Raw genomic sequence first — 24,858 nt, forward strand, 5'->3', positions numbered from 1 at the left:
GTCAAATGCGTTTACCCTAAACCGGATTTTGGGTTGGGCCTTTGGCCAAAATCAATTTTTTGAGCGTATTTTTGGCCCCATGTCAGATATCGATATCATTAGTAAGTATAGAGAGCAGTTTGTTACGCATCTCCAAGCCAGAACACAAATTACGGACCCACGGAATTTGTACGAACCGATCCAGTATATTCTGGGATTGGGCGGTAAACGATTACGCCCAATACTTGCCCTGATGACGGCCGAAGCATTTGGGGGCAAGGCCGAAAAAGCCATGGATGTTGCTTTGGCCATTGAGATGTTCCATAACTTCTCCTTGGTTCACGATGATATTATGGATGATGCCCCGTTACGACGGGGAAAGACCACGGTGCACGAAAAATGGGATATAAATACTGGAATTCTCTCTGGAGATGCTATGTTGATACTGTCCTATCAGTTTTTTGAGGGCTACCCGGTAAAAACCTATTTCGAGCTCACTAAATTATTCAGCAAAACCGCTTTGGAAGTATGCGAAGGCCAACAATACGATGTTGATTTTGAGACACGGGACGATGTGACCATCCCCGAATACTTAAAAATGATCGAGTATAAAACCTCCGTTTTGGTCGCTGCGGCCATGAAGATGGGGGCAATCGTTGCCGATGCGGACCCAAAGGATGCCGATGCCATTTACGAGTTCGGAAGAAACTTGGGGATCGCTTTTCAGTTACAGGACGATTTTTTGGATGCCTTTGGCAACCCGGAGACCTTTGGAAAACAGATAGGCGGGGATATTATAGAAAACAAGAAGACCTATTTATACCTAAAGGCCCTCCAAGGCGCCACCAAAGATGATAAAGAAGGCTTGTTGCACCTATATTCCATTAAACCTGAGGATTCCTCGACAAAAGTAGAGGCAGTGAAAACCATATTTGAAGAAAGTGGAGCGGTCGAAGAAACCAGGAAGGCCATAAAAAAGTATACACAAATGGCATTCCGTGCATTGGACGAAACCAAACTGCCGGAACAAAGTAAGGCGCTGCTACAGCAATTTGGGGAAAGTTTAATGGAAAGGACCGTTTAAAACAATCGTTTAAACAAAGCTCTTATAAAAGGTAATGGTCGAGGAGCCGTTACGATCTGGAGTTCTTCCCAAATATTGGTTTCATTTTCCAGAAATTTTAGTATTAAGGATGCCTTTCTTCTTTTGAACATGGATTCAAAAATCTCGTGTCCACAATGGTTGTGTTCAAATAAGATATCTAACAGAAGCATGTCGTAAAACAAAAATCTGCTTTTTTGATAAAAACCGGACAAGGGCTCTCCCGATTTCAAATATTCGACCAACTTGGGCACCTGCTTTGCAGTGTTGTAAAAAGTATAGCCCGTACTGGGTTTTGCCCATCCACCAGCAATGCCGATATTAAAAACACGATCGGTGTTGTTTTGATGGAACGGGTAGCAGGTCATGGGAATGCTTCCATATTCCGTTTCTGTTACACGGTAGTCAATATCACCAAAATTATCTTTAATATATGCTTTTATGGCATCCTCATACTCATATTTTTCCAATAGATTGGCGGAGAAAAGTGTGTATTCCAATAAAGCCTCGTTTTTTGAAAAGGGAAGCACGTACATAAATCGGGTATTCCCTTTTTGGAGCACGGAAAAATCCATAAAAGTCGCCTCTTTACTATTAAATACCGACTGTTTGGTTTTAATTTGCCATCCCACAAAATGTTGCTGTAAAACTGGGTATTTCTGTTGTTGTAGTGGAATGGACGGATTATAAAGACTGGAAAATACCGTTTGTCCGCCAAATTTTTGAGAAGAAGTGGTCACTAAGACCTCATGCTCTTGCTCTTCGATCTGTTGCACTTCTTCCTGAACCCAAGTAATGTTGGGGTAGGCTTTTACCTTTGGTAAAAAGTAATTGTAGAAGTCAATACCGCGGAGCATTTTGTATGTGTACGGGGCAATTGAAGTTGATTTTTGAAGCTGCTGCCCGCCCACATGGATTGAATCCCATGTTTTATGGATGAGATGGTCGAATTCACCTTTGCCACGTTCCCAAAAGCACCATGTTCTGTCGTTATTGGATTTGTCCGCTTTGTCCAATACCAAAATGGATTTGGAAGCAAAGAACGCATCTTTGCCCAGGGCATTTGCAAGCAAAAGGCCGGAGGCTCCTGCACCTATAATAATGTAGTCGAAGTGGGGCATGGGTTTAAAGATAACCAAACTTTCTTCACCCTAAAAAACAGTATACCTTAAACCAAAGAACCCACGGATGCCCTGGTTGGGGCCGTAAACATAACTGGGATCAAAAGTAAGGGCATAAGGGTTGTTGGGAGTGGCCACAGCATTACCATTGCCATCAAAAGTGACCTCTTTATCGAATGGGTCGTTGGCCCGTGCAATAATAAACGGATTACCTCGGTTCGGGGTCCAATCCAAAAGATTTTTTATACCTCCATAAAACTCGAAATTGGAAAGACCCTTGTAGGTAAATTGGATGTTCTGAATGCTCCAAGTCGGGGAATATTCATCCCTTGGATCCAACTCCCCCAGTAACGGTAATCGCATAGGGCCATATAAATTCCCTGTATAGTCTACAGTTAAATTGAGCTGGCGAAAACTATAGGTAATGCCCCAAGTAGCGGTAATGCTTTCGGTAAGGATCTGTTGTTGGCTAATGCCGTTTTCTGTGCTGCTGACATCTTGCCACGTTGCACCGGCCATAAGTTTAAGGCCACTTGGTAAAGCGATGTCCAAATTGGCACTGATTCCCTGCGAAACGGATTTGCCATCAAGGTTATCGTATATAATCTGGTTGGGATTGGTTTCGTAGTCGGGTAGGATTACATTGGAAAACCTGGTGTAGAATGCAGAGGCATCGATTCCCACAAAAGTTCCGTTATTGCTATAAATTTTCTTTAAATAGTTGAGGTTCAGGTTAACGGATCTTTCTGGCTTTAGTTCTTCGGTTATTATAACCTCCCTTGATCCGGTAAGAGCAGCATGATCTTCGGTAAATAGGTTCACAACCCGAAAACCAGTGCCTGCGTTTACACGAAATATATCGTTATCGGAAATCTTCCATTTGTAAGCGGCCCTCGGCGTAAAAATATTTCCATGTCGCCTATCGTAATCATATCGTAATCCAGCCAAAAATGAATGTTTGGGAGCAAACGAGTATTCATCCTGGGCAAAAAGACTGGGAATCCAAATATTATCAGCTTTTATGGTAGCCGGAGTATTGTCATCGTAATAATTGTATCTAACGGCACTGCCGAACAATAGGTCGTGATTTCCGGCAGTATTGTCCCAAGTCAACTGGGCAAAACCTATGCGTTGATCCGCTAAATATTCAGTGTCGCCATATACCGAGTTCTGGTTGTGGTCGTTGTAGGAAAACGATAAAAGAAATTTTTCCTCAACAGGCAACTGATATTTTCCCAAAACTTCCCACCTACGCGTGTAAATACTTTCCCCATAAATTTCGTCGCCGCCTCGGAACTCTGGTGTCCATTGCATTTCGCCGCCCCAGCGATCCTCATAGAAAAAACGTCCGGCTAAAGAAAACAATCGGTTGTTTGCGCGCTTAAAGTTCCATTTTTGAAAGATTGAAATACGATCTTGAAGGGTAACATCTGTAAAATTATCATTGTTGTTATCGATCGGGTTATCATAATTAAAGTAATTAACGCCCAAAAGCAGATCTGTTTTTTTACCGATACCGATTCTGCTTCCAATGTCCAAATTGTACTCGCCCCAGCCTGTGGCAAAGGCATCGGCAAAAAATTCGGGAGCGCTCAAGGCATTTTTTGTGATGATGTTGATCAATCCACCAACCGCTTCACTACCATAAAGTGAGGAAGCTGGGCCTTTTACGATTTCAATTTGCTCAATAAGGGAGTTGGGAATACCTGTTAAACCGTACACAGTACCCAAGCCGCTCACAATGGGCATGCCATCGATAAGCACAAGGGTGTACGGCCCTTCCAATCCGTTTATGTGGATGTCGCCCGTGTTGCATACGTTACAATTGATCTGTGGGCGAACCCCGTTCACATTTTGAAGCGCATCGAACACACTGGCTGTTGGGTTCTTTTTTAAAAAAGTAGGGGAGTAAACCTCTACTGGAACAGGGCTTTCCAATCGGCTAACGGGTTTTAGGGTGCCTGTTACCACAGTTTCTTTAAGATTCTGTGCCGATGCTTCGAGCCGTATGTTGATGGTTTTAGATTCGTTTTGACCCAAACTGATCGTGGTTTCGTAGGGCAAATACCCTAAAGAAGTAACCAGCAATATATAGTCTCCTGGCGGAATAGTTGTAATCTCATATAGGCCGTCAATATCGGTGGCCGTGCCCATTTTGGTTCCCTTGAGTATAATATTCGCCAAAGGTAAAGGTTCGCCGCTATCCGAAACAGTGCCACTTATGGATGCTGTTTGAGAGAATCCTAGCATTCCAAGTAATCCGATTATAAATAAAGTAACGTGTTTGCGCATGGTTTTATGGCTGTATAAATATAAATTTAGACAAAACTAAAAATAGATTTTGTCAAATAAAAATGTATTTTTGAAAAAATATTTTTTTGATGACCCGATCGGAAGAGAATTATATAAAGACCATTTACCATTTGGGAGGGGGAGGATCAAAATCCATCAGCACCAATGCCATTGCCGAACAGATGGATACAAAACCCTCTTCGGTTACCGATATGGCAAAGAAATTGGCCGAAAAAGGTTTGGTGGATTATGTAAAGTATCAAGGAGTGTCCCTCTCCGATTTTGGCATAAAAACGGCCTTGTCCATTATTCGAAAACATCGGTTATGGGAGGTTTTTTTAGTGGAGAAATTGGATTTTACCTGGGACGAGGTACACGAAGTGGCCGAACAATTGGAGCATATTAAAAGCGAAAAGCTCATCGATAAAATAGATGAGCTCTTGGATTTTCCAAAGTATGACCCGCACGGAGACCCAATACCTACCAAAAATGGCGAATTTCAGGAAAGAGACAAGCAATTGTTGAGTGAGTTGCCTGTAGGGGGGCAAGGAGTTTGTGTAGGGGTGAAGGATTCATCCGTACCGTTTCTCAAGTTTTTGGACAAGAACAAAATAGCTTTGGGAAATACAATTCAAGTAGTGGACAAAGAAGATTTTGATAATTCCCTACGTATTCTAATGGATGGGAACGAATTGCGTATATCGCACCAAATAGCATCAAATTTATTTGTAAAAAAGTATAGTTAATGGAAGTTGTAATCGAATACTTTAAAAGCATTGACCCAATTTTGGCGGCCCTTTACGCCACATTGTTCACTTGGGGACTAACAGCTGCCGGAGCGGGTCTTGTTTTTTTGTTTAAAAGCCCAAACAGGGCTTTGATGGATGGAATGTTGGGTTTTACCGGTGGCGTAATGGTCGCAGCCAGTTTTTGGAGCCTTTTGGCACCGGGAATCGAAATGAGCCCTGGCGATGGTTTTATTAAAGTGATTCCCGCAGCTGTGGGCTTTTTAATGGGTGCGCTCTTTATTTTTGGATTGGACAAGGTATTGCCGCATATCCATATTAATTTTAAAATGGATGAAGCCGAAGGTGTGAAGACTCCTTGGCACCGCACCACGCTGTTGGTTTTGGCCATTACATTGCACAATATTCCCGAAGGATTGGCGGTCGGGGTTTTGTTCGGTGGTGTAGCTTCTGGTTTTGACGGCGCTACCATTGGCGGGGCCGTCGCATTGGCACTGGGTATTGGATTGCAAAACTTCCCGGAAGGATTTGCCGTAGCCGTACCCATGCGCAGGCATGGACTTAGCCGAAGAAAAAGTTGGATGTACGGTCAGGCTTCTGCCATAGTGGAACCCATTGCTGGTGTATTGGGGGCTTGGGCGGTATTGACCTTCGAGCCTATCTTGCCCTATGCCCTTGCCTTTGCCGCTGGAGCAATGATCTTTGTGGTCGTGGAAGAGGTTATTCCCGAAACACAACAGGACAAATACACCGATATTGCCACCATGGGCTTTATCGGTGGATTTATAATTATGATGACCTTGGATGTCGGGCTGAGCTGATCGTTACCCACCGATCAAATCAAAAACACCTTTGGTCAAAAACTGATCGGTTTCCGTTAGTCCGGAAGAGTTCAGTTCGGTGTAGCCATCGAATGTATTGCCTTTTTCGATCGGGATACGTTCAAAAACATAGTTTCCATCTTTTTGTTCGATTAAACGGAGTACATAAAAGGTGCCTTCCGACTCGATTACGGCTTCTTCGGGAAGCGATGTATTTTGTGCGGTATCTGTCAAAATCATGGCCTCTACGAACATCCCAGGCAGAAAGTTCGCTTCATCTTCGTTCTCTAAATGACCATGGACCCTAATTGTACGTTTTTCGTTGTCTATGGATTTTCCGACTAAATATACCTTGGCATTGAAAGCTTTTTCCGAAGCCTCAGGAATTCGGAACTGAATCATTTGATCCTTCTTTACCTGTAGAATATCCTTTTCAAAAACGGTAAGTTCCAAATGGACATGGTCGTTATCTATAATCTCCAAGATTTCCGTAGCAGGGGAAACAAAACTTCCTTTGGCCACGTTCATTTTGGTAACACTGCCCGAAATTGGGGCGTAAATAGGAGTTACGGAGGTGATGTTGCCCTGTTCTACCTTGCTGGGCGAAATGTTCAGCATTTGTAATTGCTCTTTTAACCCTCGGTAACGGGCCTTGGCCGTTTCGTAATTGCTCTTGGCCTGAAGGTAATTTTTTTGTGAAGCAATTTTTTCTTCAAAAAGGGTTTGGTTCCTTTCAAATTCTGATTTTAAAAAATCCAATTGATTAAAAACCTCAAGATAATCCTGCTGCATCTGTACAAATTCCTGATTTTCCAAGGTGACCACCAATTGCCCTTTTTTTACTTGGTCTCCGATCAGTAAAGAGGTGGTTTTTACAAAACCGCCCATAAATGCAGTGATACTGGCACGATTCTCCGGGGGAACATCTATTGTTCCGGAAGTCTCCACAATTTTTGGGAACGCTCTTTTTTCCAGTTTTCCCAATGTAAAACCATTGGATTGGAACTGCGCCTGTGTTACCACAATTCCGGATGTCCCCTCTTGTGTTTCGGATTCTGTTTCAGGTTTGTTCTTGTTGCCACATCCCATCAAAAGAAGGAAAGTTACAGTGATTGAAAATATATGTTTCATTGTTATAATGTTATGGTCAAATAATTAATGGCTATTACAGTTTGATTGTATTGGTTAAGGACATCCAAATAGTTGAGTTGGATGTCGTATGCGTTTTCCAAGCTTTGGATGTATTGGAAAAAATCGATTTCCCCATTCTGAAAATTTCCAGTGGCCGCTTTCAGAATTTGGTCGGAAAGTAGGCCGCCCTCTTCTTCGTAGTAGGAGAGTTCCTTGGTTTGCTGTTCCAATTGCCCCAATAAGGTTCTATACCGTTGGTTCATGGCCACGGTAATTTCCGTATTTTCCATCTCCGTTATTTTGGTGCGAATTTTAGAAGACTTTACCCTGCTGCTGTGTCCAAAAAAGAAAATAGGAATACGAACCCCAAATTGGATACCGTAGAGCGATGTTCCCAGATTGTTGTTAGTACCCTGAAAATATTCAAGGCTTAGATCAGGAAGCAACCTGTTTTCCTCCAAGCTTTTTTCTGCATTGCTCATTGCTTGGCGGTTATCCAAAAATGAAGCTTCGGCCGGCATTATTCCTTGTTGGTTGAGCACTTTGAGCTTTTCCGGCTTTTCGGTTAAGATCGATAGCGTATCCCCAGACTGCACCAAGCTCATAATTTGGACATGAGTGGTTAAAATTTCCTGTTTTAACTTGGCGTATGCATTGGCAATCTGTCGTTGTTTTGCTGTGGCAGTGACCTTTTCGAGATAATTGGTCTCGCCTAGTTCAAATCGTCGGTTGGCCGCATGGGCAAATTTTTTGTAGATACTGTCCAAAGTACCATACATTTTAGCTTTTTGTTGCAAGGTTTGATATTCGTAATACGCAGTGCTCAGCGACTGGAAGAGCTGTTTTTTCTTAATTTCGAAAGAAGACTTTTGAAGCTCATGGTTGGTTCTCTGCAATCTATTTTTTGCACCGTACACCGTGGGGAACTCGAACTGTTGCTGTGCCCCAAAAACCCGTAAAGGATTCCCGTTTATGGCAAGGTTGTTTTCGTCGTATTGATAATAAATATCCATTTTGTCGAATTCAAATGCAGTGCCCTTGAGTGCCTCCGTCTGCTCAACCATTAAAGCGCCCGCTTGGATTCCTTTGTTGTTTTCTAAGGAGAGAACCATTAAGTCTTCCAGATTTAACTTGGTTTGCGAAAAACCACTAAAGGAAGAAACAAGTAGGAGAATTGTTAATGCCTTTTTATTAATGCTAAGGTTGTTTTTCATCACACCTAGTTTAGCGTTGTTCACGTAGGCATATAAAACGGGCAGCACTACCAAGGTGAGCAGTGTGGCCGATACCAATCCACCGATAACAACAGTGGCCAAGGGCCTTTGTACCTCCGCACCTGCATTGGTGGAAACTGCCATGGGCAAAAAGCCCAACGCTGCGGCAGATGCCGTAAGTAGAACGGCGCGGAGCCTATCCTTGGTGCCCTGTTTGATCAGCTCTTCCATGGTGTTGAATTTTTTGGATTTCAATTCTTTTAAATGTTCGATCAGTACAATTCCATTCAGGACGGCAATCCCAAAAAGAGCAATAAACCCAACACCGGCAGAAATACTAAAGGGCATGTCCCTAAGCCACAACAATAGTACGCCTCCAACGGCAGCAAGTGGAATGGCCGAGAAAATAAGCAAAGCCTCCTTTACCGATCCAAAGGCAAAATAGAGCATTATAAAAATGAGCAACAATGCGATGGGGACCGCAACCATTAAACGGTCTTTGGCATTTTGCAGGTTTTCGAACTGACCACCATAGGTGATGGTGTACCCAGGAGGTAGGGTAATATATTCATCCACCAACAATCGTATATCGTCCACAACGGATTGTAGGTCACGGTTCCGAACATTTATTCCTACAACGATCCTACGTTTGGTATCGTCCCTTGATATTTTTGCCGCTCCTTTTTGATAAGTGATTTCTGCCAGTTCGTTCAATGGAATTTTTCCGCCCTTGGGAATATCCACATATAGATTTTTTAGGTTGGAAATATCTTGTCGGTCAACGGCATCCAAACGAACCGCCAGGTCGAATTGTCGTTCCCCTTCGAAAACACTGCCCACAATTTTACCTGCAAAGCCCATGGAAATCATTTCGTTGAGATCGGCAATGTTGAGCCCGTGCCTTGCAATTTTGGCGCGATCAAAGGCAACGTTCATCTGTGGCAAGCCTTCAACTTTTTCCACTACAATATCCGATGCGCCTTCTACCTCTTTGATGAGGTCCTTTATCTCATTGGCCTTTCGGTTCAAGGTTTCAAGATTTTGCCCGAAAATTTTAATTGCAATGTCGGCACGTACCCCTGTGATCAGTTCATTGAAACGCATTTCAATAGGTTGGGTAAATTCAACCTCCATGCCGGGAACTACGGACAATGCCTCCTTGAATTTATCTGCCAGTTCGTCTTTAGATGTAGCCGACACCCACTCTTTTTTAGGCTTTAATGTGATAATTACATCACTTTCTTCCATGGACATGGGGTCCGTTGGCACTTCTGCGGCACCAATGCGGCTTACCACCTGCTTTACTTCTGGAAACCGATTTAATAATATTTGTTCAATTTTGGTGGTGGTTTCCACGGTTTTGGCCAAGGAGGTACCTGTTTTTAAAACAGGCTGAATTACAAAATCCCCCTCATCCAAGGTCGGTACAAATTCGCCGCCCATTGAGGAGAACAGTAAAATGGCCCCTATCAATAATGCGGCAGCAACGCCCAATACCAATTTTTTGCTTTTCATGGCCCAATCGATCAAAGGATCGTATATTTTATTAATGAACCGCATAAGTCGCTCGGAAATATTCTTGGGGCTTGCTTTTGAAGGTTTTAAAAACAAGGCCGATGCTACAGGGACATAGGTGAAACAGAGCAAAATGGCTCCCAAAAGGGCAAAGCTAAAAGTCATAGCCATGGGTTTGAACATTTTGCCTTCCACACCACTTAACGAAAGTATGGGGATAAAAACCAAAAGAATGATAAGTTGGCCAAATACAGCTGAGTTCATCATTTTAGAAGCCCCTTCCACTGTAATTTTATCTTTCATGGTCTGACTTTGATCTTTGCCCAATAAGGAAATTTCAGTTTGTTTTTGGGTAATCTGGAATGCAATAAACTCTACGATGATCACTGCGCCGTCTATTATGATTCCAAAATCGATGGCTCCCAGGCTCAATAAGTTGGCATCAACGCCAAAAAGGTTCATTAAGGTAAGAGCGAACAGTAAACAGAGTGGGATTACAGAGGCTACTACCAGACCGGAACGCCAATTGCCCAACAATAAAACCACGACGAAAATCACGATCAAACAGCCTAAAACTAAATTTTCGGTAACGGTGAAGGTTGTTCTTCCAATTAGTTCGCTGCGATCTACTACTGGATTAATGTAAACCCCTTCTGGCAAAGATTTGGATATGGCCGCTACTCTTTCTTTTACGGCCTCGATAACGCGTTTCGAGTCAGCGTCCTTGAGCATCATAATTTGACCAAGCACTTTTTCCCCCTCCCCATTTCCGGTAATCGCGCCAAATCGGGGTGCACTTCCAAATCCTACTTTGGCAATATCCTTAATATAAATTGGGATACTGTTTCGAGTGGTTACCACTATATTTTCAATATCCGAAAGCGTATTTACCAGTCCTTCTCCGCGAACAAAATAGGCTTGGTTCACTTTTTCGATATAGCCACCGCCAGTAACGCTATTGTTCCTCTCCAAAGCGGCGAACACTTCTTTGGCACCAATATTATAAGCGTTGAGTTTTTGTGTTTGTATGGCCACTTCGTATTGTTTAAGGTGGCCTCCCCAAGTATTTACTTCCACTACCCCCGGAATACCGGACAGTTGCCTTTTAACGATCCAATCCTGTATGGTTCTTAATTCGGTGGATGAGTATAGGTCCTTGAACTCGGGCTCCACATCCAAAATGTACTGGTAGATTTCTCCTAATCCCGTAGTGATCGGCCCCATTTCCGGGCTTCCAAAGCCTTCGGGAATTCGATTTGATGCCGATTTTATTTTTTCAGCAATAAGCTGTCTGGGCAAAAAGGTTCCCATGTCGTCATCAAAAACGATGGTCACTACGGATAATCCGAATTTGGATACTGATCGGATTTCTTTTACACCAGGTAAATTGGCCATTTCCAGTTCCACCGGATAGGTTACAAACTGTTCCATATCTTGGGTGGACAAACTTCTGGAAGTTGTAATTACCTGAACTTGGTTATTGGTTACATCGGGAACCGCTCCAATAGGAATTTGTGATAGCGAATATAGACCTACAAGGGCCATGGTCGCCGTAAATAAAAGAACAACAAACTTGTTCCGAATACTAAAATAAATGATTTTTGAAAACATAATTCATAGAAAAAAATAGCATTATTAAAATGGAATAAGGCTGGATAAAAAGTGTTCAGCTATGCTGAAATACTATGAACTATGTGTGCCTTGGTGGCTGGAACGGTCCATCTTCCCATACTTGGAAGTAGGATATTTGATAATGGAAATTGCCTTTTGCAACCAAAGGAATTTCTGAATCGGATGTTATGTAATTATCGGAATCAACAACAAAAACGTGTTGGATCGAGCAATGGGACTGATGTTGAAAAGGCAGTTTGTCATGATCCTTTTGTTCTTCTTTGTGTTTTTCGCTGTGAGATGCCTTAAGTTCTCCGTAGTGTTTGGAAAAAAAGACCATAAAACTGTCACCATATTCCTTGTTGTGGAATTGGTAATGCTCTACCAAATCTCCAAGTTCAACCAAATCCTTTAGATGAATATTGGCTCCTTGGAGCAAGATAAGCAGGGAAACCCCTATGGAAATTAGTTTGTTCATCCGTACTACGTAAAATTACAAAGAATACGCAGTAGGATGAACATAACTTCTTAATTTAGAATAAGTCTCATTTTTAAAAACCATAAAGGACCCTACTTGTTCTCAATGGTTGATAGTTGGTTGTCTTTTAAAAATTGATTGATCTTGGGAAGCTCTTTTTGTAATAGACTGTTCAGCTTGGCCATATGCCCGTCCAATTCTTCAGAAAGTTCATTATACACCACGTAAGCGGCATCGGTAGGTTTGGCATCCCCATTTTCGATACTTCTTTGCAAGGCGTTGAACCGGTTGTTCAGTTTAATCGGGAAATTCAGAGGATCTTGCCCCGATTGGTTTTTGGTTTGGTACAGGTCTTCTTCGATTTTGGTCAAGGAAGCCATAAAATCTTCAGACAGTTTTTTAAATTTTTTACTGGGCACTCCTTTGCCCAAACTGTCCATTTGTTTGCGAATGCTTCTTATTTTGATAACTGCTTCGTTGGCAATGGTGGCTTTTGCAGTGATTTTGGATGCCAATTCAAATTGCTTTTCAAGGTCATCAGCTGTAACACCTTTTAAATTTGGGTCTATTTCAATTTTAAACGGATAGCTTTTGACGACTTCCTCACCTACTTTCATTTGTACGGTATAACTGCCAAGAGGAGCTTTTGGTCCCACTTCTGCCGATGCTCCCCAGATAATTATTCCATCAAAAGTGGTTGGTCCGGGATATCGCAAGTTCCAAGTAAAAGTATTAATACCTTTGGCCGTAGTAGGTTTGGTACTGCTAAAACGGCTCCACCAGGATGATCTCCCACTCTTTTCGTATTTAGGTTGGTTTCCGCCAAAGGTGTCGATTAGTTTGTTATCGGCATCAAAAATGGAGAAAGTCACCGTATCCACTTGTTCTTCCAAGTAATATTGAAAGTTGGCATTATAGATACCGCGTATGGCATTGGTGGGTTTGAACAATACACTTTTTTGATTCTTTAGATCTTCGGAATACTCTCGCAGGGGTTGAATGTCGTCCAAAATCCAGAAACCTCTTCCATGGGAGCCTAAAACAACATCGTTGTCCTTGATTACCAGATCGCGGATGGGGGTGTCCGGCAAGTTTAACTGGAGCGATTGCCATTCTGAGCCATCGTTTATGGAAAAATAAACGCCGTGTTCGGTAGCCAAGAACAAAAGGCCTTCTTTTTGATGGTCTTCTCGAATGGCCCTGGCAAAATGTCCGTCTTTAATGCCTGAAATTATTTTGGTCCAAGTTTTTCCATAATCATGTGTTTTAAAAACGTAAGGGGCACGGTCATCCACTTGGTAACGGTTGGCTGCTACATATAAAGTGCCCGGATTATGGATGGATTCCTCGATAATGCTCACTCTTGAGAATTTGGGCAATTCGGTAGGGGTTATATCTTCCCAGTTTTTGCCGCCGTCTCTCGTAATATGTATTTTACCATCATCGGAACCCGCCCAAATGGTATTTATGTCGTGATTGGATGGGGCCAACGCAAAAACTGTGGCATAAATCTCAGGACCGTTCATGTCCATAGTGATCACACCGCCGGTTTTGCCCAAAGTTTCAGGGTCCGCATAAGTAAGATCTGGACTTATTTTTTCCCAGGTCTGTCCATCGTTGGTGGTTTTCCAAACGTGTTGGGAGCAGGTGTACATTACATTGGGGTCTTTGGGAGCGAACATAATAGGGAAGGTCCATTGCCAACGTTCGGGAAGTGCACTGGCAGGTTCTCCGGAGAAAAATCTTGGATAGACCTGAATATCTCTTATTTGACCATTGCTTCGATCATAGCGGGTCAAAAGAGCACCTTGGCTACCTGCATAAAAAACATCGGGATTTGTTGGGCTTTGTGTAATCCAACCACTTTCTCCGCCACCTACGGCATAATACCAATCTGGGCTTGGGCCTCTGGCCTGCATAAAATCCCAACCATCGCTGGGTATGGCCAAGGTAGAGTTGTCCTGTTGTGCACCAACAACATGGTAGGGAACATCGCTTGTTGCCATAACGTGATAAAACTGCGAGGTAGGATAATCTTGGGCCGTCCATGTTTTTCCGCCGTTTATGCTCACAACACCACCGCCATCGTTTGCATTGATCATTCGGTCGGGATTATTGGGGTCTATCCATAGATCGTGATTGTCTCCATGGGGAGTGGTTATACGCTCGTCAAAGGTTACTCCTCCGTCGGTGGATTTAAAGAATCCAACATTCAATCCATATACAATATCCTTGTCCTTTGGATCGGCGACCAATCTGGAATAGTAAAAGGCACGTTGCCTAAGTTTACGTTCGTTATTGGTCAATTTCCATGTTTTTCCTGCATCATCGGAACGGAAAACACCACCTTCATTGGCTTCTACAATGGCCCAAACCCTGTTGGAATCCACAGGAGAAACCGTAACGCCAATTTTGCCTATAGGCCCGGTCGGCATACCCGGATTTTTGGTAAGATCCGTCCAAGTTTCGCCACCATCAATTGATTTCCATAATTTACAATCGGGACCACCGCCCCACATTTTCCATGCTTTTCGGTATACTTGCCATGTGCTTGCATATAATACATTGGGGGTATTGGGGTCAATAATTAAATCGGCGGCACCTGCCTTATCGCTTACATAAAGAACTTTTTTCCATGTTTTTCCGCCGTTAACAGATTTAAAAACACCACGTTCCTCATTATTTCCATAGGGGTGTCCAAGTGCTGCCACATAAACAATGTCCTCGTTGGTCGGGTCAACTCGTACCCTGGCAATGGCTTGGGTTTCTTCCAGTCCTAAATGTGTCCATGTTTTACCGCCGTCGGTAGTTTTGTAAACGCCATCCCCTTGAGTAATGCTTCCTCTTAGTTGGGTTTCGCCCATTCCTATATATACCACGTCCGGATTGGTTTCGGCCACGGCCACGGCTCCTACCGATGAACTGGTGACATAACCATCGGTAACACATTTCCACGTGTTTCCGCCATCGATTGTTTTCCAAAGTCCGCCTCCAGTGGCTCCAAAATAATATTCGTTGGGCCTGGCCGAGCTTCCAGAGGCGCCCAAGGAGCGTCCTCCTCGGTCGGGACCTATATTTCTCCATTTAAAACCGCTATAAAAGCTAGTGTCAACGGTAGTGGGAGCTGGATTTTGTGAATAGGTGAAAATTGTTGAAAGAAAAAGACAGAGTAGCACCCAACTCTGTAGTGGATTTTTTGGCATTCTCATGTTGTTGAGGTTGGTTTTGATTAGTTAGTATTAGGAACAATTTAATCAATAACAATGAGAAAATAAATCCAAAACAAGCGAATTTTCGAAATAAACAACTCTGGTGTAGTGCGTTATGATGCTTTTCGCCTTATTTAGACTTGCAACTCTTCTAGAATTGTTCCGAAATCGTATTGTAGGTCTTCATGGAGCCCTGGGATTTTTTTGTTTACGTATTCGAGTTGACGGTTATATAAATTTTTTAAAGTAGTGTTTCGTTGGATGGAGGGGCGAAAAGTCTTCAACTTTTCACAGAAGTACAATAAAAGTTCAACTTCGGTAGCTTTGTCTCCCGAATAACGAATGTACTTTTTGATGGTCCGTAGGATCTTGCGAACACTTTTCTTAATGTAGAAATAACTATTGACGTTGATTTCGGCAAACATTTGGTCCACCTCTTCTTTTACCGTTTCAATGTACCCTTCTTCACTATCCGATTCAAATAGTAGGTACGTCAGTAATTCCTTGTTCTCTTTTTTGAACCTGGCCAGACGCAAGCAAAGCTGTGTTATGTCTTCTTGTGATTTAAATTGGAGTTCTTTTTTTAGTTGGGCAATGGTAGCAGCTTTCATAATAAACTATCTTAGATATGAGGCTCCGTTTACATCGATTATGGTTCCAGAGGAATAAGCCGCCTCGGCCGATGCCAAGAACAAAATCGCATGGGCTACTTCCTCCGGTTGCGCCATTCGTTTAAAGGGTGATTCTCGGAGCAAGTTTTCGCGTTCGGCAGCCGTTAAGGTTTCTTTGGCCATTTCGGTTTCGGTAAATCCTGGAGCTACAACCCCAACATAAATGTTGTGCGGCGCCAATTTTTTGGCCAAGGATTGGCTCATGGAATTCAATGCAGCTTTGCTGGCACCATAGGCCGGTTTTGTAGGCTCGCCACGAAAAGCACCTCTAGAGGATACGCTAACAATATGTCCGCCTCCGGTTTTCATCATGGCCTTTGCGCCCCAATAACACAGATTGGCCACGGCAAAAAGGTTGGTCTCAAAAGTTTTTTCCCAGGCATGCGACCAGTGTTCAAAATCTACTTGGTCAATCTCGTGGAAGATGGAAATTCCGGCATTGTTCACCAGAACATCCAACTGACCATATTCTTTTATAAAGTCATCTATTAGTGCTTTGGTCTCTGATTTTTGAGAAATATCTCTTTTGAAAAGTGAATGGCCGTCTCCTGCCAATTCTTGAAGTGTTTGTTGGGCGACAGCATCATTATTCCTATAATTGATGCCTACTTTGGCTCCTTTTTTGGCAAATGCCATAGCTGTGGCTTTTCCGATGCCTCGGGAGGACCCTGTGATCAATACGTGCTTACCTTTAAAATCCATATCGCTATATTGCTTTTCCAAAGATAATAGGAAAGTACGGTCTTGAATGCTAAACGGAATTACATTACTTTTAGAAAATCACAAAACCAGTACCATGCATAAATCACTTTTCTTGCTTTTTTTAGCGCTGTCATTTCAATTTTCATCCGCACAAAAAAAAGAATTTTCCTATCTCGATATTTTTGATCTTCAATATGCGAGCGACCCTCAAATATCTCCGAATGGTGAATGGGTGGTGTACCGAAGAATGGGTTTTGATATTATGAAAGATGGCTCTCGCGGCAATCTTTGGTTGATCCGTTCGGATGGGAGTCAGAACCAAAAACTTACGGCATCGGAAAGTAATGAGAGCAGTCCTAGATGGTCGCCCAGTGGAGATCGGATCGCATTTACCAGCAGTACTGGAGAAGGTTCTGAAATATATATGTACTGGGTAGGTACGGGCAAAGTAGCCAAATTGACCCAATTGCCTTTTGGCCCAAGTTCGTTGACCTGGTCCCCGGATGGAAAACAATTGGCTTTTTCCATGAACGTTCCGCAAGCACCCCCGGTAATTGCTAAAATACCATCCAAGCCAAAAGGCGCAAAATGGCAAAAAGCTCCGAGAATTACCGATCGCTTGTACCACGAAGCGGATGGGCGAGGATATATCGCCCCTGGGTTCAACCATATTTTTACAATTCCTGCCAATGGCGGGGCGGCACGCCAAATAACTTCTGGTGATTGGCACCATAGAGGTACTTTGTCCTGGGCCAAAGATGGTTCCAAAATCTACTTTTCCGCCAATAGGGTAGAGGATTGGGAGTATCGATTCCGTAACAGCGAGATATATTCTGTTGATGTGGAAACAGGCAATATTGTTGCCCTTACCGATCGTAACGGACCGGATTCCAACCCGCAGGTTTCTCCCGATGGAAAACTTATCGCTTATGTGGGTTATGAGGATAGGGTGCAGGCCCATCAAACATACAAATTACATGTAATGAATATTGATGGGAGTGCACAACGTGTTATTTCGGAAGACTTGGACCGATCCGTGTCGAACATCCAATGGAACGAAAAAGGAGATGGAATATATGTATCCTATGATGACAAAGGAAATGGTAAAGTGGGATTGATATCCCTCAAAGGAAAAATTACAAAATTAGCCGACAATCTGGGCGGCACAAGTTTGGGAAGGCCATATTCCGGTGGTTCGTACAGTGTTTCCAACAAGGGCACCATAGTTTTTACACAGACCAGACCAAATTACCCGGCAGATTTGGCCATTCTGGGACCAAAAGCAAAAAACGCTGAAAGAATAACCAACCTGAACAAAGCACTGCTCAGCTATAGAAATTTGGGCAAGGTGGAGGAGGTTTGGTATAAATCGTCCGTAGATGGGCGGGATATTCAAGGGTGGATTGTTTACCCACCCAATTACGACGCCAATAAAAAGTATCCTTTTATGGTGGAAAACCATGGAGGTCCCATTGCCAATTATGGTGATAGATTTTCCATTGAAATGCAATTGTATGCCGCTGCCGGATATGTGGTTTTCTATCCAAACCCGAGAGGTAGCACAAGTTATGGAGAGGAGTTTGCCAATTTGCTCTATAACAATTACCCCGGCGAGGATTATAATGATGTAATGGACGGAGTGGACCATTGCATTGAAAAAGGTGTGGCCCACGAAGATCAGTTGTTTGTGACCGGAGGTAGTGCGGGAGGAATAATGTCAGCTTGGATGATCGGCAAAAACAATCGTTTTGAGGCAGCCGTGGTGGCCAAACCGGTTATGAACTGGATCAGTAAAACTTTGACGGCCGACAATTATTTTTATTATGCCGAAAATAGATATCCAGGGCAACCTTGGGAAAATTTTGAAGGGTATTGGAAATTTTCACCTATTTCGCTCGTTGGTAATGTACAGACACCCACTATGGTGATGGTCGGGATGAACGATTTGCGAACACCTCCGAGCGAGGCCAAGCAGTTGTATCATGCCCTTAAACTAAGAAAAATAGAGACTGTTTTGGTGGAGATTCCCGGAGCCAGCCATGGCATAGCCAACAAACCGAGCAATTTAATGACCAAAGTGGCCCATACTATTGCATGGTTTGATAAGTACAGAACAGATATTAAAAATGAATAAGAAAAGAAGACATTGGCTTTGGAACCTGCTTATTGTTTTTACAGTGATCATCTGTTTAATCACCTTTGTGGCCCATTACAAGAACTGGCACAAGATCGAAGATGGAAACCTAAAGGTATTGTCTGGAATCTACTATCAGAAAATTGCCCTGTCCGAAATGGATAGTGTATTGTTGGTAGATAAACTGCCCGAAATGGAACGTTCCAGCGGATTTTCTTGGAAAGAAAAGGAAAAAGGGGTTTTTATGGATACCTTAACCAGTTCCAAAGCCTATGTTTTTGTGGATGACCTCTATCAACAAAAAATAAAAGTGGTACATCACGATACTTTGAAATTATACATGAACTTGAGGGATAGCCTAAAAACCCAAGAATTATTTGCACTTTTGCGCACTGAACTAATCAATCAAAAGGAAACTGCGAAAGGACTTCAATGAGTATGAAAAGGTTTTTGTTTTTATTCTTATTGCCCGTTGTGGGCTTTTCCCAAAACACCTTATCCGTTCAGGTGAACAATGTAAAATCCCATAAGGGAAAGGTCAATGTTGCGGTTTACGATTCCGACGAAGGTTTTTTGTCTTTTGATCAAGTACTAAAAACGAAAAGTGTGGTGGCCGACCAAGGTAGTGTTGTGCTTCATATTTCCGATCTGCCTTCTGGAGAGTATGCTTTGGCCGTTTTCCACGATGAGAACGATAACGGAAAGTTGGACACCAATTGGCTGGGCATCCCAAAAGAGAAAGTAGCCTTTTCCAATGCCAAGATGAAGACTTTTGGACCTCCAAAATATAAGGAGTGCGCTTTTAGAATGGATTCCGATCACCAAATCCACATTGATTTATAAGTAAATTTGAAACCACTATGGAAACAATTTTTATGGCTCAATTGATGGGTGCGCTATACGGGCTTTTAGCGGTAGTTTTTGGCGCCTTTGGTGCCCATGCGTTAAAAAAGAAATTGACCCCTGAACTATTACATAGTTTTGAAACAGGGGTCAAATATCAGATGTACCATGCCATTATACTGTTGATCCTAGGCTTTAATCTAAATTTTGATAAGCCAATGGACTCTTGGATTATTAACTGCTTTATTTTTGGAACACTGTTGTTCTCGTTCAGCATTTATGCACTCTGCTTGGGAGCTGCAAAAGGCAATAAACCGCGTTTTTTGGGGCCTGTGACTCCAATAGGAGGTTTATTGTTGGTCGTAGGTTGGGTTTTGTTGCTCTACTCTTTTGTTTCCAATCTGTTTTAACCGCAACCGCAGTTGTCGCTTCCGCAGGAATTGGAATTGCTTTTTCTTTTACTAAAAAGGGATTTTGGCAGGAAGAACTTCCAAATAAGATAGCCTGCTGCTATTGCCAAGGTTCCGTATGCCAATATTTGTTGAATCATTCTACAGTTATATTAGGATTTGGTGGGCTATTAAAGCTACAATGTAGGCAAAAACGCTCATAAAGCCCAGCTGGATCATAGGCCACTTCCAAGAATTTGTTTCTCTTTTTACAATGGCGAGTGTGCTCATACATTGCATGGCAAAGGCATAAAATAACATTAACGAAATTCCCGATGCCAAGTTGAACAATGGTTTTCCGGAATCATCCAGTTCGGCGGCCATTCTGTTTTTAATGGTTTCCTCCTCATCGCTGCCAACACTATATATTGTGGCCAAAGTTCCAACGAATACTTCGCGGGCAGCAAACGATGTCAGTACCGCAATTCCAATTTTCCAATCGTAGCCCAGAGGTTTTACAATGGGCTCAAAGGCCTTGCCGATTTGACCAATGTACGAATGTTCCAATTTATGACTGGCGATTTCTTGAGCTATGGCCCTTTCGGAAAGTTCCGATGTTAACACCTGTACCGAATCCTGGATGGTCTTTGGCGCCATTCCTTCGTCCAAAGCCTTTTCGCGATAAGAAGCAATGTTGTTCTGGATATAATTTTTGCTGTAGGTGCTCAATCCTACATTTTGGATTCTTTCGGTAACAATGTTTTCGGCGTTTTTAAAATCATCCGAATAGCCATTGGAGCCCAAAAACCATAAGACAATGGAAATGGCCAGAATGATCTTACCGGCACCCAGAACAAAGCTCTTGGTTTTTTCGATTACGGTGTAGCCCACATTTTTTATTAAAGGCAAACGATATGTAGGCATTTCTATAATAAAAATAGATCTGCTTTTTATTTTAAGGATCTTGTTCAATACCATTGCGGATAAAAGCGCCATGCCAAATCCGATCAGGTACAACAGCATCAAGGTCAATGCTTGATAACTAAGTCCCATAAAACTGCCTTCAGGAATTACCAAGGCAATTAGAATTAAGTACACGGGCAACCTAGCGGAGCAGGTGGTGAAAGGTGTGACCAAAATGGTGATAAGTCTTTCCTTCCAATTTTCTATGGTACGAGTGGCCATAATCGCCGGAATTGCACATGCATTTCCCGAAATTAATGGCACCACACTTTTTCCGCTCAGTCCAAAAGGTCTCATTAACCTGTCCATTAAAAAGACTACACGGCTCATGTATCCGGATTCTTCCAGAATGGAAATAAAAAGGAACAAGAACGCGATCTGGGGTATAAAAATTACGATTCCCCCGATTCCGGCCACTACTCCCTCTGCCAATAAATCCGTAAACAATCCGGCCGGCAAGGTGTTTTTGATCCATTCAGCTGCCGAGGCAAAGCTCTCGTCTATAAAGTCCATGGGATACGAGCTCCATTCGAAAATAGCCTGGAAAATCAACAGTAGAATGGCGAAAAAAATAAGGTATCCGAATATTTTGTGGGTAAGGATCTTATCCAAGGTCGCACGAAGACCTTTTGCAGCCAAAAAATCGACTTTATAGGTCTTCTTTAAAATAGTGTTGATCAGCTGATATCGAAGAACGGTTTCCTTATGTTGTAGTTTTTTGAGCTCATCTTTTGATTTTGTGGAGAAATCCGTGGCATCTTGAATCCGTTTTTTTTCAATCGGCATAAAATTTACATCCTGGGTGATTACCAGCCAGAGCTTGTACAGATCTTCCTGCGGGAAGGCTTTTTGTAGTCGATCAAAATATTCTGGAGAAATCCGATTGGGATCGAGGAGGGGTTTGGACGAGATGTTTTTGTAATCGGCAATGAGTTCTTTTACTTGGTCAATGCCCGTATTTTTGCGGGTGCTTACCAGCGCAATCTTGGTATCAAGTTTTTTCTCCATGGCCTCAATGTCCAACGAAATGCCCTTGCGGTCCATCCTGTCGGCCATGTTGATCACCAAAATGGTAGGGATCTTAAGGTCCTTGATTTGTGTAAAAAGCAGCAGGTTCCTCTTGAGGTTTTCCACATCACTGATCACCACGGCAACGTCTGGATAATCCTTATCGTTTTTGTTGAGCAGGAGTTCTACCACCAAGCTTTCGTCCAACGAAGTTGTATTGAGACTGTATGTGCCCGGTAAATCCAGAATGTGCGCCTTGACCCCTCTTGGAAGTTTGCAGACACCTTCTTTTTTTTCTACGGTGATTCCTGGATAGTTCCCTACTTTTTGCTTGAGTCCTGTAAGTTGATTAAAAACCGAGGTTTTCCCTGTGTTCGGGTTGCCGATCAAGGCTACATTAATGTTTTTGCTCATTTGGCCTGCGTTTCTTCAATAATATCCAGCTCGATGAGTTCTGCCAAAGACCTTCGTATTGCGAGATGACTTCCACTGAGGTTGATGTATATGGGGTCGTTCAAGGGAGCTATTTGCAACAGTTCCACACTGTTGCCGGGCAAGCAGCCCAATTCCATTAATTTAACAGGGAGCGAATGTTCGGTAAAATCCTTGATTATACCTTTTTGTCCATATTGTAAATCTGCAACGGTAGCCACTGTGTTTATTTAGAATAAATTTAATTAAGAGCAAAAATAGGTAAAAAAGAGGAACTGGAAGTGCCGATCATGGATAAACGTTTGTCAATTATTCGGTATAACTGGCCTCAAGTATTTTAAGATCTTCCAAAAGGCGATCAATATCGTCTCGGTTGGTTCCATCGTAAAAGCCGCGGATTCGTTTTTCTTTGTCCACAAGGATAAAATTTTCGGTATGAATCATATCAAAAGGACCGCCGTCTCCGTCGTTTTTTACCGCGAGATACGACTTTCTGGCCAACTCATAGATCTGTTTTTTATTCCCTGTCACCAAATTCCATTTGTGGTCCAAGACCCCTTTTTCCATGGCATACCTTTTTAATTGCGCTATGGTATCGATTTGAGGTGTAACGGAGTGGGAGAGTAGCATAACATTTGGTTTGTCCTTGATCACTTCTTGGATCTCGGCCATATTCTTGGTCATTATTGGGCAAATCGTAGGGCAAGTGGTAAAGAAGAAATCGGCTACATAGATTTTGTCCTTGTAATTGTTCTGTGTTATGGTGTCACCATTTTGGTTCACCAAGGAAAAATCCCCGATTTTGTGATACTTTTTGGTATAGTGCAATGTGCTGTCCACAAGCGATTTGTCTACCATTGATGGTTGGTAGACCGGCAACATTTTTTTTGGTTGCAGCGCATTGTAAAATAGATATACGATTACGCCGGAAAGAGCCAACATTACGATGCCAAAGAACTTGTATTTTGCAAAGAAAGATCCCATAGGCACAAAATTACGGCCCAATTGGTTATTCTTCAAGGAGAAAGACGGCTTTTGTTGCTAAATCTTTCTTAAATGGCAAGGGGATTAATTTAGATGTTTTTTTATAAATACCTAAAAGGTTACTTTTGTTCGTTTTAAGAAAATAATACGGATGACCCCTATACTAATAAAGACCATACAATTCTTTTTGAGTTTGTCGCTTCTGATCGTGCTTCACGAGTTGGGACACTTTATCCCTGCGAAACTTTTTAAGACCAGGGTGGAGAAGTTTTATCTGTTTTTTGATGTCAAATTTTCATTGTTCAAAAAGAAAATAGGAGAAACTGTTTACGGAATCGGTTGGTTGCCCTTGGGCGGATATGTAAAGATATCCGGTATGATCGATGAGAGCATGGACAAAGAACAGATGAAGCAAGAACCCAAACCATGGGAGTTTCGTAGCAAGCCGGCATGGCAACGTTTGATCATTATGCTGGGCGGTGTTACCGTAAATTTTGTTTTGGCGGTGGTGATTTTTATAGGGTTGGTATTTACTTATGGGGAAGAATATATTGCCAACGATAGCCTTAAAGATGGAATTTGGGTAACAGAGAAAAGTTTGGGTGATGAATTGGGAGTTAGAACCGGGGATAAAATTTTATCTGTGGATGGGAAAAAGATAGAAGCTTTACAGCAGATTCTTCCTGAAATGATTTATGGTGAAAAATATACCATTGAGAGGGATGGCCAGATTATAGAAAAAACAATTCCGGTTGATTTTATAGAAACCTTGTCCGAAGATAAGGAAAAGGTTCGCTTTATTTCTTACCGCTTGCCATTTGTGATTAACGAAGTCCCTAAAAAATCACCAAATGCCGATAGTGGTCTACAAAAAGGCGATGCTGTTGTTGAAATGGCGGGTATACCTGTGGAGTATAAAGACCAAGTTACTCCTATTTTGGAAGCAAATAAGGGCAAAGAAGTACCGATTAAAGTCATGAGAGAGGGGTCGCTTCAAGACCTTACGGTATCCATATCTGATGATGCTGCACTTGGTGTAGTTTTGGGAATGACACCCGAAGAGTTTAAAGAAGCGGGCTATTTGGAATTAAAAACTTTGAAGTATACTTTTTGGGAATCCATTCCCGCTGGCTGGAACAAAGGCGTAAAAACGCTAACGGATTACATTAAGGGGATGAAAAAAATATTCAATCCCGATACTGGTGCATATAAAGAGGTGGGCGGTTTTGCCGCTATCGGAGGAATGTTCCCCGATACATGGAACTGGCCTGCATTTTGGGCCACTACGGCATTTATATCCATTATTTTGGCCTTTATGAACATTTTGCCCATTCCGGCATTGGATGGAGGTCACGTAGCCTTTTTGTTGTACGAAATGGTAACTGGGCGTAAACCGAGCGATAAGTTTTTGGAGTATGCCCAGATGATTGGTTTCTTTATATTGATCGCATTATTGTTGTTTGCCAATGGTAATGATTTATATAAATGGCTTTTTAAATAGAAAAGCAATTTT

The 24,858-nt window shown here is 42.5% G+C and carries 20 protein-coding genes; 8 read left to right on the forward strand and 12 right to left on the reverse strand.

The window, feature by feature from the left end:
* Window positions 1-79: 79 nt before the first annotated feature.
* On the forward strand, window positions 80-1,063 hold the full coding sequence (locus ABTP35_RS07810) for a polyprenyl synthetase family protein (protein ID WP_293299118.1): 984 nt from the start codon (window positions 80-82) through the stop codon (window positions 1,061-1,063).
* On the opposite strand, the gene ABTP35_RS07815 is transcribed toward ABTP35_RS07810, so the two are convergent.
* Window positions 1,060-2,202, reverse strand: a complete 1,143-nt coding sequence (locus ABTP35_RS07815; RefSeq protein ID WP_293297559.1) for a lycopene cyclase family protein — start codon at window positions 2,200-2,202, stop codon at window positions 1,060-1,062. The two genes, ABTP35_RS07810 and ABTP35_RS07815, sit on opposite strands and share 4 nt — an antisense overlap.
* 30 nt (window positions 2,203-2,232) lie before the next feature.
* Window positions 2,233-4,494, reverse strand: a complete 2,262-nt coding sequence (locus ABTP35_RS07820) for a TonB-dependent receptor (protein WP_293297557.1) — start codon at window positions 4,492-4,494, stop codon at window positions 2,233-2,235.
* Window positions 4,495-4,583: 89 nt separating this feature from the next.
* Between ABTP35_RS07820 and ABTP35_RS07825 the strand changes: the two genes are divergently transcribed.
* Together ABTP35_RS07825 and ABTP35_RS07830 are read left to right on the forward strand one after the other, a co-directional pair.
* A complete protein-coding gene (locus tag ABTP35_RS07825; protein WP_293297555.1) occupies window positions 4,584-5,240 on the forward strand; it encodes a metal-dependent transcriptional regulator in 657 nt (218 codons plus the stop codon).
* Window positions 5,240-6,061: a ZIP family metal transporter gene (locus ABTP35_RS07830; RefSeq protein WP_293297552.1), complete on the forward strand. Its 822-nt coding sequence runs from the start codon at window positions 5,240-5,242 to the stop codon at window positions 6,059-6,061. Before ABTP35_RS07825 ends, ABTP35_RS07830 begins: the two co-directional genes overlap by 1 nt.
* A 3-nt stretch (window positions 6,062-6,064) precedes the next feature.
* Here ABTP35_RS07830 and ABTP35_RS07835 read toward each other — a convergent pair whose 3' ends face one another.
* From ABTP35_RS07835 to ABTP35_RS07860, 6 genes are all read right to left on the reverse strand, one after another.
* Window positions 6,065-7,192 (reverse strand): efflux RND transporter periplasmic adaptor subunit, encoded by a 1,128-nt coding sequence (locus ABTP35_RS07835; RefSeq protein ID WP_293297549.1) that lies wholly within the window; start codon window positions 7,190-7,192, stop codon window positions 6,065-6,067.
* Window positions 7,193-7,194: 2 nt separating this feature from the next.
* Window positions 7,195-11,532 (reverse strand): CusA/CzcA family heavy metal efflux RND transporter, encoded by a 4,338-nt coding sequence (locus tag ABTP35_RS07840; RefSeq protein WP_293297546.1) that lies wholly within the window; start codon window positions 11,530-11,532, stop codon window positions 7,195-7,197.
* A 79-nt stretch (window positions 11,533-11,611) separates the two neighbouring features.
* A complete protein-coding gene (locus tag ABTP35_RS07845) occupies window positions 11,612-12,010 on the reverse strand; it encodes a hypothetical protein (RefSeq protein WP_293297543.1) in 399 nt (132 codons plus the stop codon).
* A 92-nt stretch (window positions 12,011-12,102) separates the two neighbouring features.
* Window positions 12,103-15,213, reverse strand: a complete 3,111-nt coding sequence (locus ABTP35_RS07850; RefSeq protein ID WP_293297540.1) for a glycosyl hydrolase — start codon at window positions 15,211-15,213, stop codon at window positions 12,103-12,105.
* Window positions 15,214-15,353: 140 nt separating this feature from the next.
* On the reverse strand, window positions 15,354-15,830 hold the full coding sequence (locus ABTP35_RS07855) for a hypothetical protein (RefSeq protein ID WP_293297538.1): 477 nt from the start codon (window positions 15,828-15,830) through the stop codon (window positions 15,354-15,356).
* Window positions 15,831-15,836: 6 nt separating this feature from the next.
* Window positions 15,837-16,592, reverse strand: a complete 756-nt coding sequence (locus ABTP35_RS07860; protein WP_293297535.1) for an SDR family oxidoreductase — start codon at window positions 16,590-16,592, stop codon at window positions 15,837-15,839.
* 94 nt (window positions 16,593-16,686) lie between these two features.
* Between ABTP35_RS07860 and ABTP35_RS07865 the strand changes: the two genes are divergently transcribed.
* The 4 genes from ABTP35_RS07865 to ABTP35_RS07880 are packed head-to-tail and all read left to right on the forward strand — an operon-like array spanning window position 16,687 to window position 19,979.
* Complete coding sequence (locus tag ABTP35_RS07865) at window positions 16,687-18,726, forward strand: S9 family peptidase (RefSeq protein ID WP_293297532.1); 2,040 nt, start codon at window positions 16,687-16,689, stop codon at window positions 18,724-18,726.
* Entirely contained in the window at window positions 18,719-19,162 is a 444-nt protein-coding gene (locus tag ABTP35_RS07870) for a hypothetical protein (RefSeq protein ID WP_293297529.1), read from the forward strand. The genes ABTP35_RS07865 and ABTP35_RS07870 overlap by 8 nt, the downstream gene beginning before the upstream one ends.
* Window positions 19,163-19,164: 2 nt before the next feature.
* Window positions 19,165-19,569: a DUF2141 domain-containing protein gene (locus ABTP35_RS07875; protein ID WP_252081143.1), complete on the forward strand. Its 405-nt coding sequence runs from the start codon at window positions 19,165-19,167 to the stop codon at window positions 19,567-19,569.
* Window positions 19,570-19,586: 17 nt separating this feature from the next.
* Window positions 19,587-19,979, forward strand: a complete 393-nt coding sequence (locus ABTP35_RS07880) for a DUF423 domain-containing protein (protein ID WP_293297525.1) — start codon at window positions 19,587-19,589, stop codon at window positions 19,977-19,979.
* Here ABTP35_RS07880 and ABTP35_RS07885 read toward each other — a convergent pair.
* The 4 genes from ABTP35_RS07885 to ABTP35_RS07900 form a co-directional block, all read right to left on the reverse strand.
* Window positions 19,976-20,119, reverse strand: a complete 144-nt coding sequence (locus ABTP35_RS07885) for a hypothetical protein (protein ID WP_369885407.1) — start codon at window positions 20,117-20,119, stop codon at window positions 19,976-19,978. The two genes, ABTP35_RS07880 and ABTP35_RS07885, sit on opposite strands and share 4 nt — an antisense overlap.
* Window positions 20,120-20,126: 7 nt before the next feature.
* Window positions 20,127-22,343 (reverse strand): ferrous iron transport protein B, encoded by a 2,217-nt coding sequence (feoB, locus tag ABTP35_RS07890; RefSeq protein ID WP_293297522.1) that lies wholly within the window; start codon window positions 22,341-22,343, stop codon window positions 20,127-20,129.
* Window positions 22,340-22,582: a FeoA family protein gene (locus ABTP35_RS07895; RefSeq protein WP_224835771.1), complete on the reverse strand. Its 243-nt coding sequence runs from the start codon at window positions 22,580-22,582 to the stop codon at window positions 22,340-22,342. The genes feoB and ABTP35_RS07895 overlap by 4 nt, the downstream gene beginning before the upstream one ends.
* An 88-nt stretch (window positions 22,583-22,670) precedes the next feature.
* Complete coding sequence (locus ABTP35_RS07900) at window positions 22,671-23,345, reverse strand: SCO family protein (protein WP_293299115.1); 675 nt, start codon at window positions 23,343-23,345, stop codon at window positions 22,671-22,673.
* 151 nt (window positions 23,346-23,496) lie between these two features.
* Between ABTP35_RS07900 and rseP the strand changes: the two genes are divergently transcribed.
* Entirely contained in the window at window positions 23,497-24,846 is a 1,350-nt protein-coding gene (rseP, locus tag ABTP35_RS07905) for an RIP metalloprotease RseP (protein WP_293297518.1), read from the forward strand.
* Window positions 24,847-24,858 lie beyond the last annotated feature (12 nt).

The organism is Flagellimonas alginilytica (assembly GCF_042134605.1).
GTDB classification, from domain to species: Bacteria; Bacteroidota; Bacteroidia; order Flavobacteriales; family Flavobacteriaceae; genus Flagellimonas; species Flagellimonas alginolytica.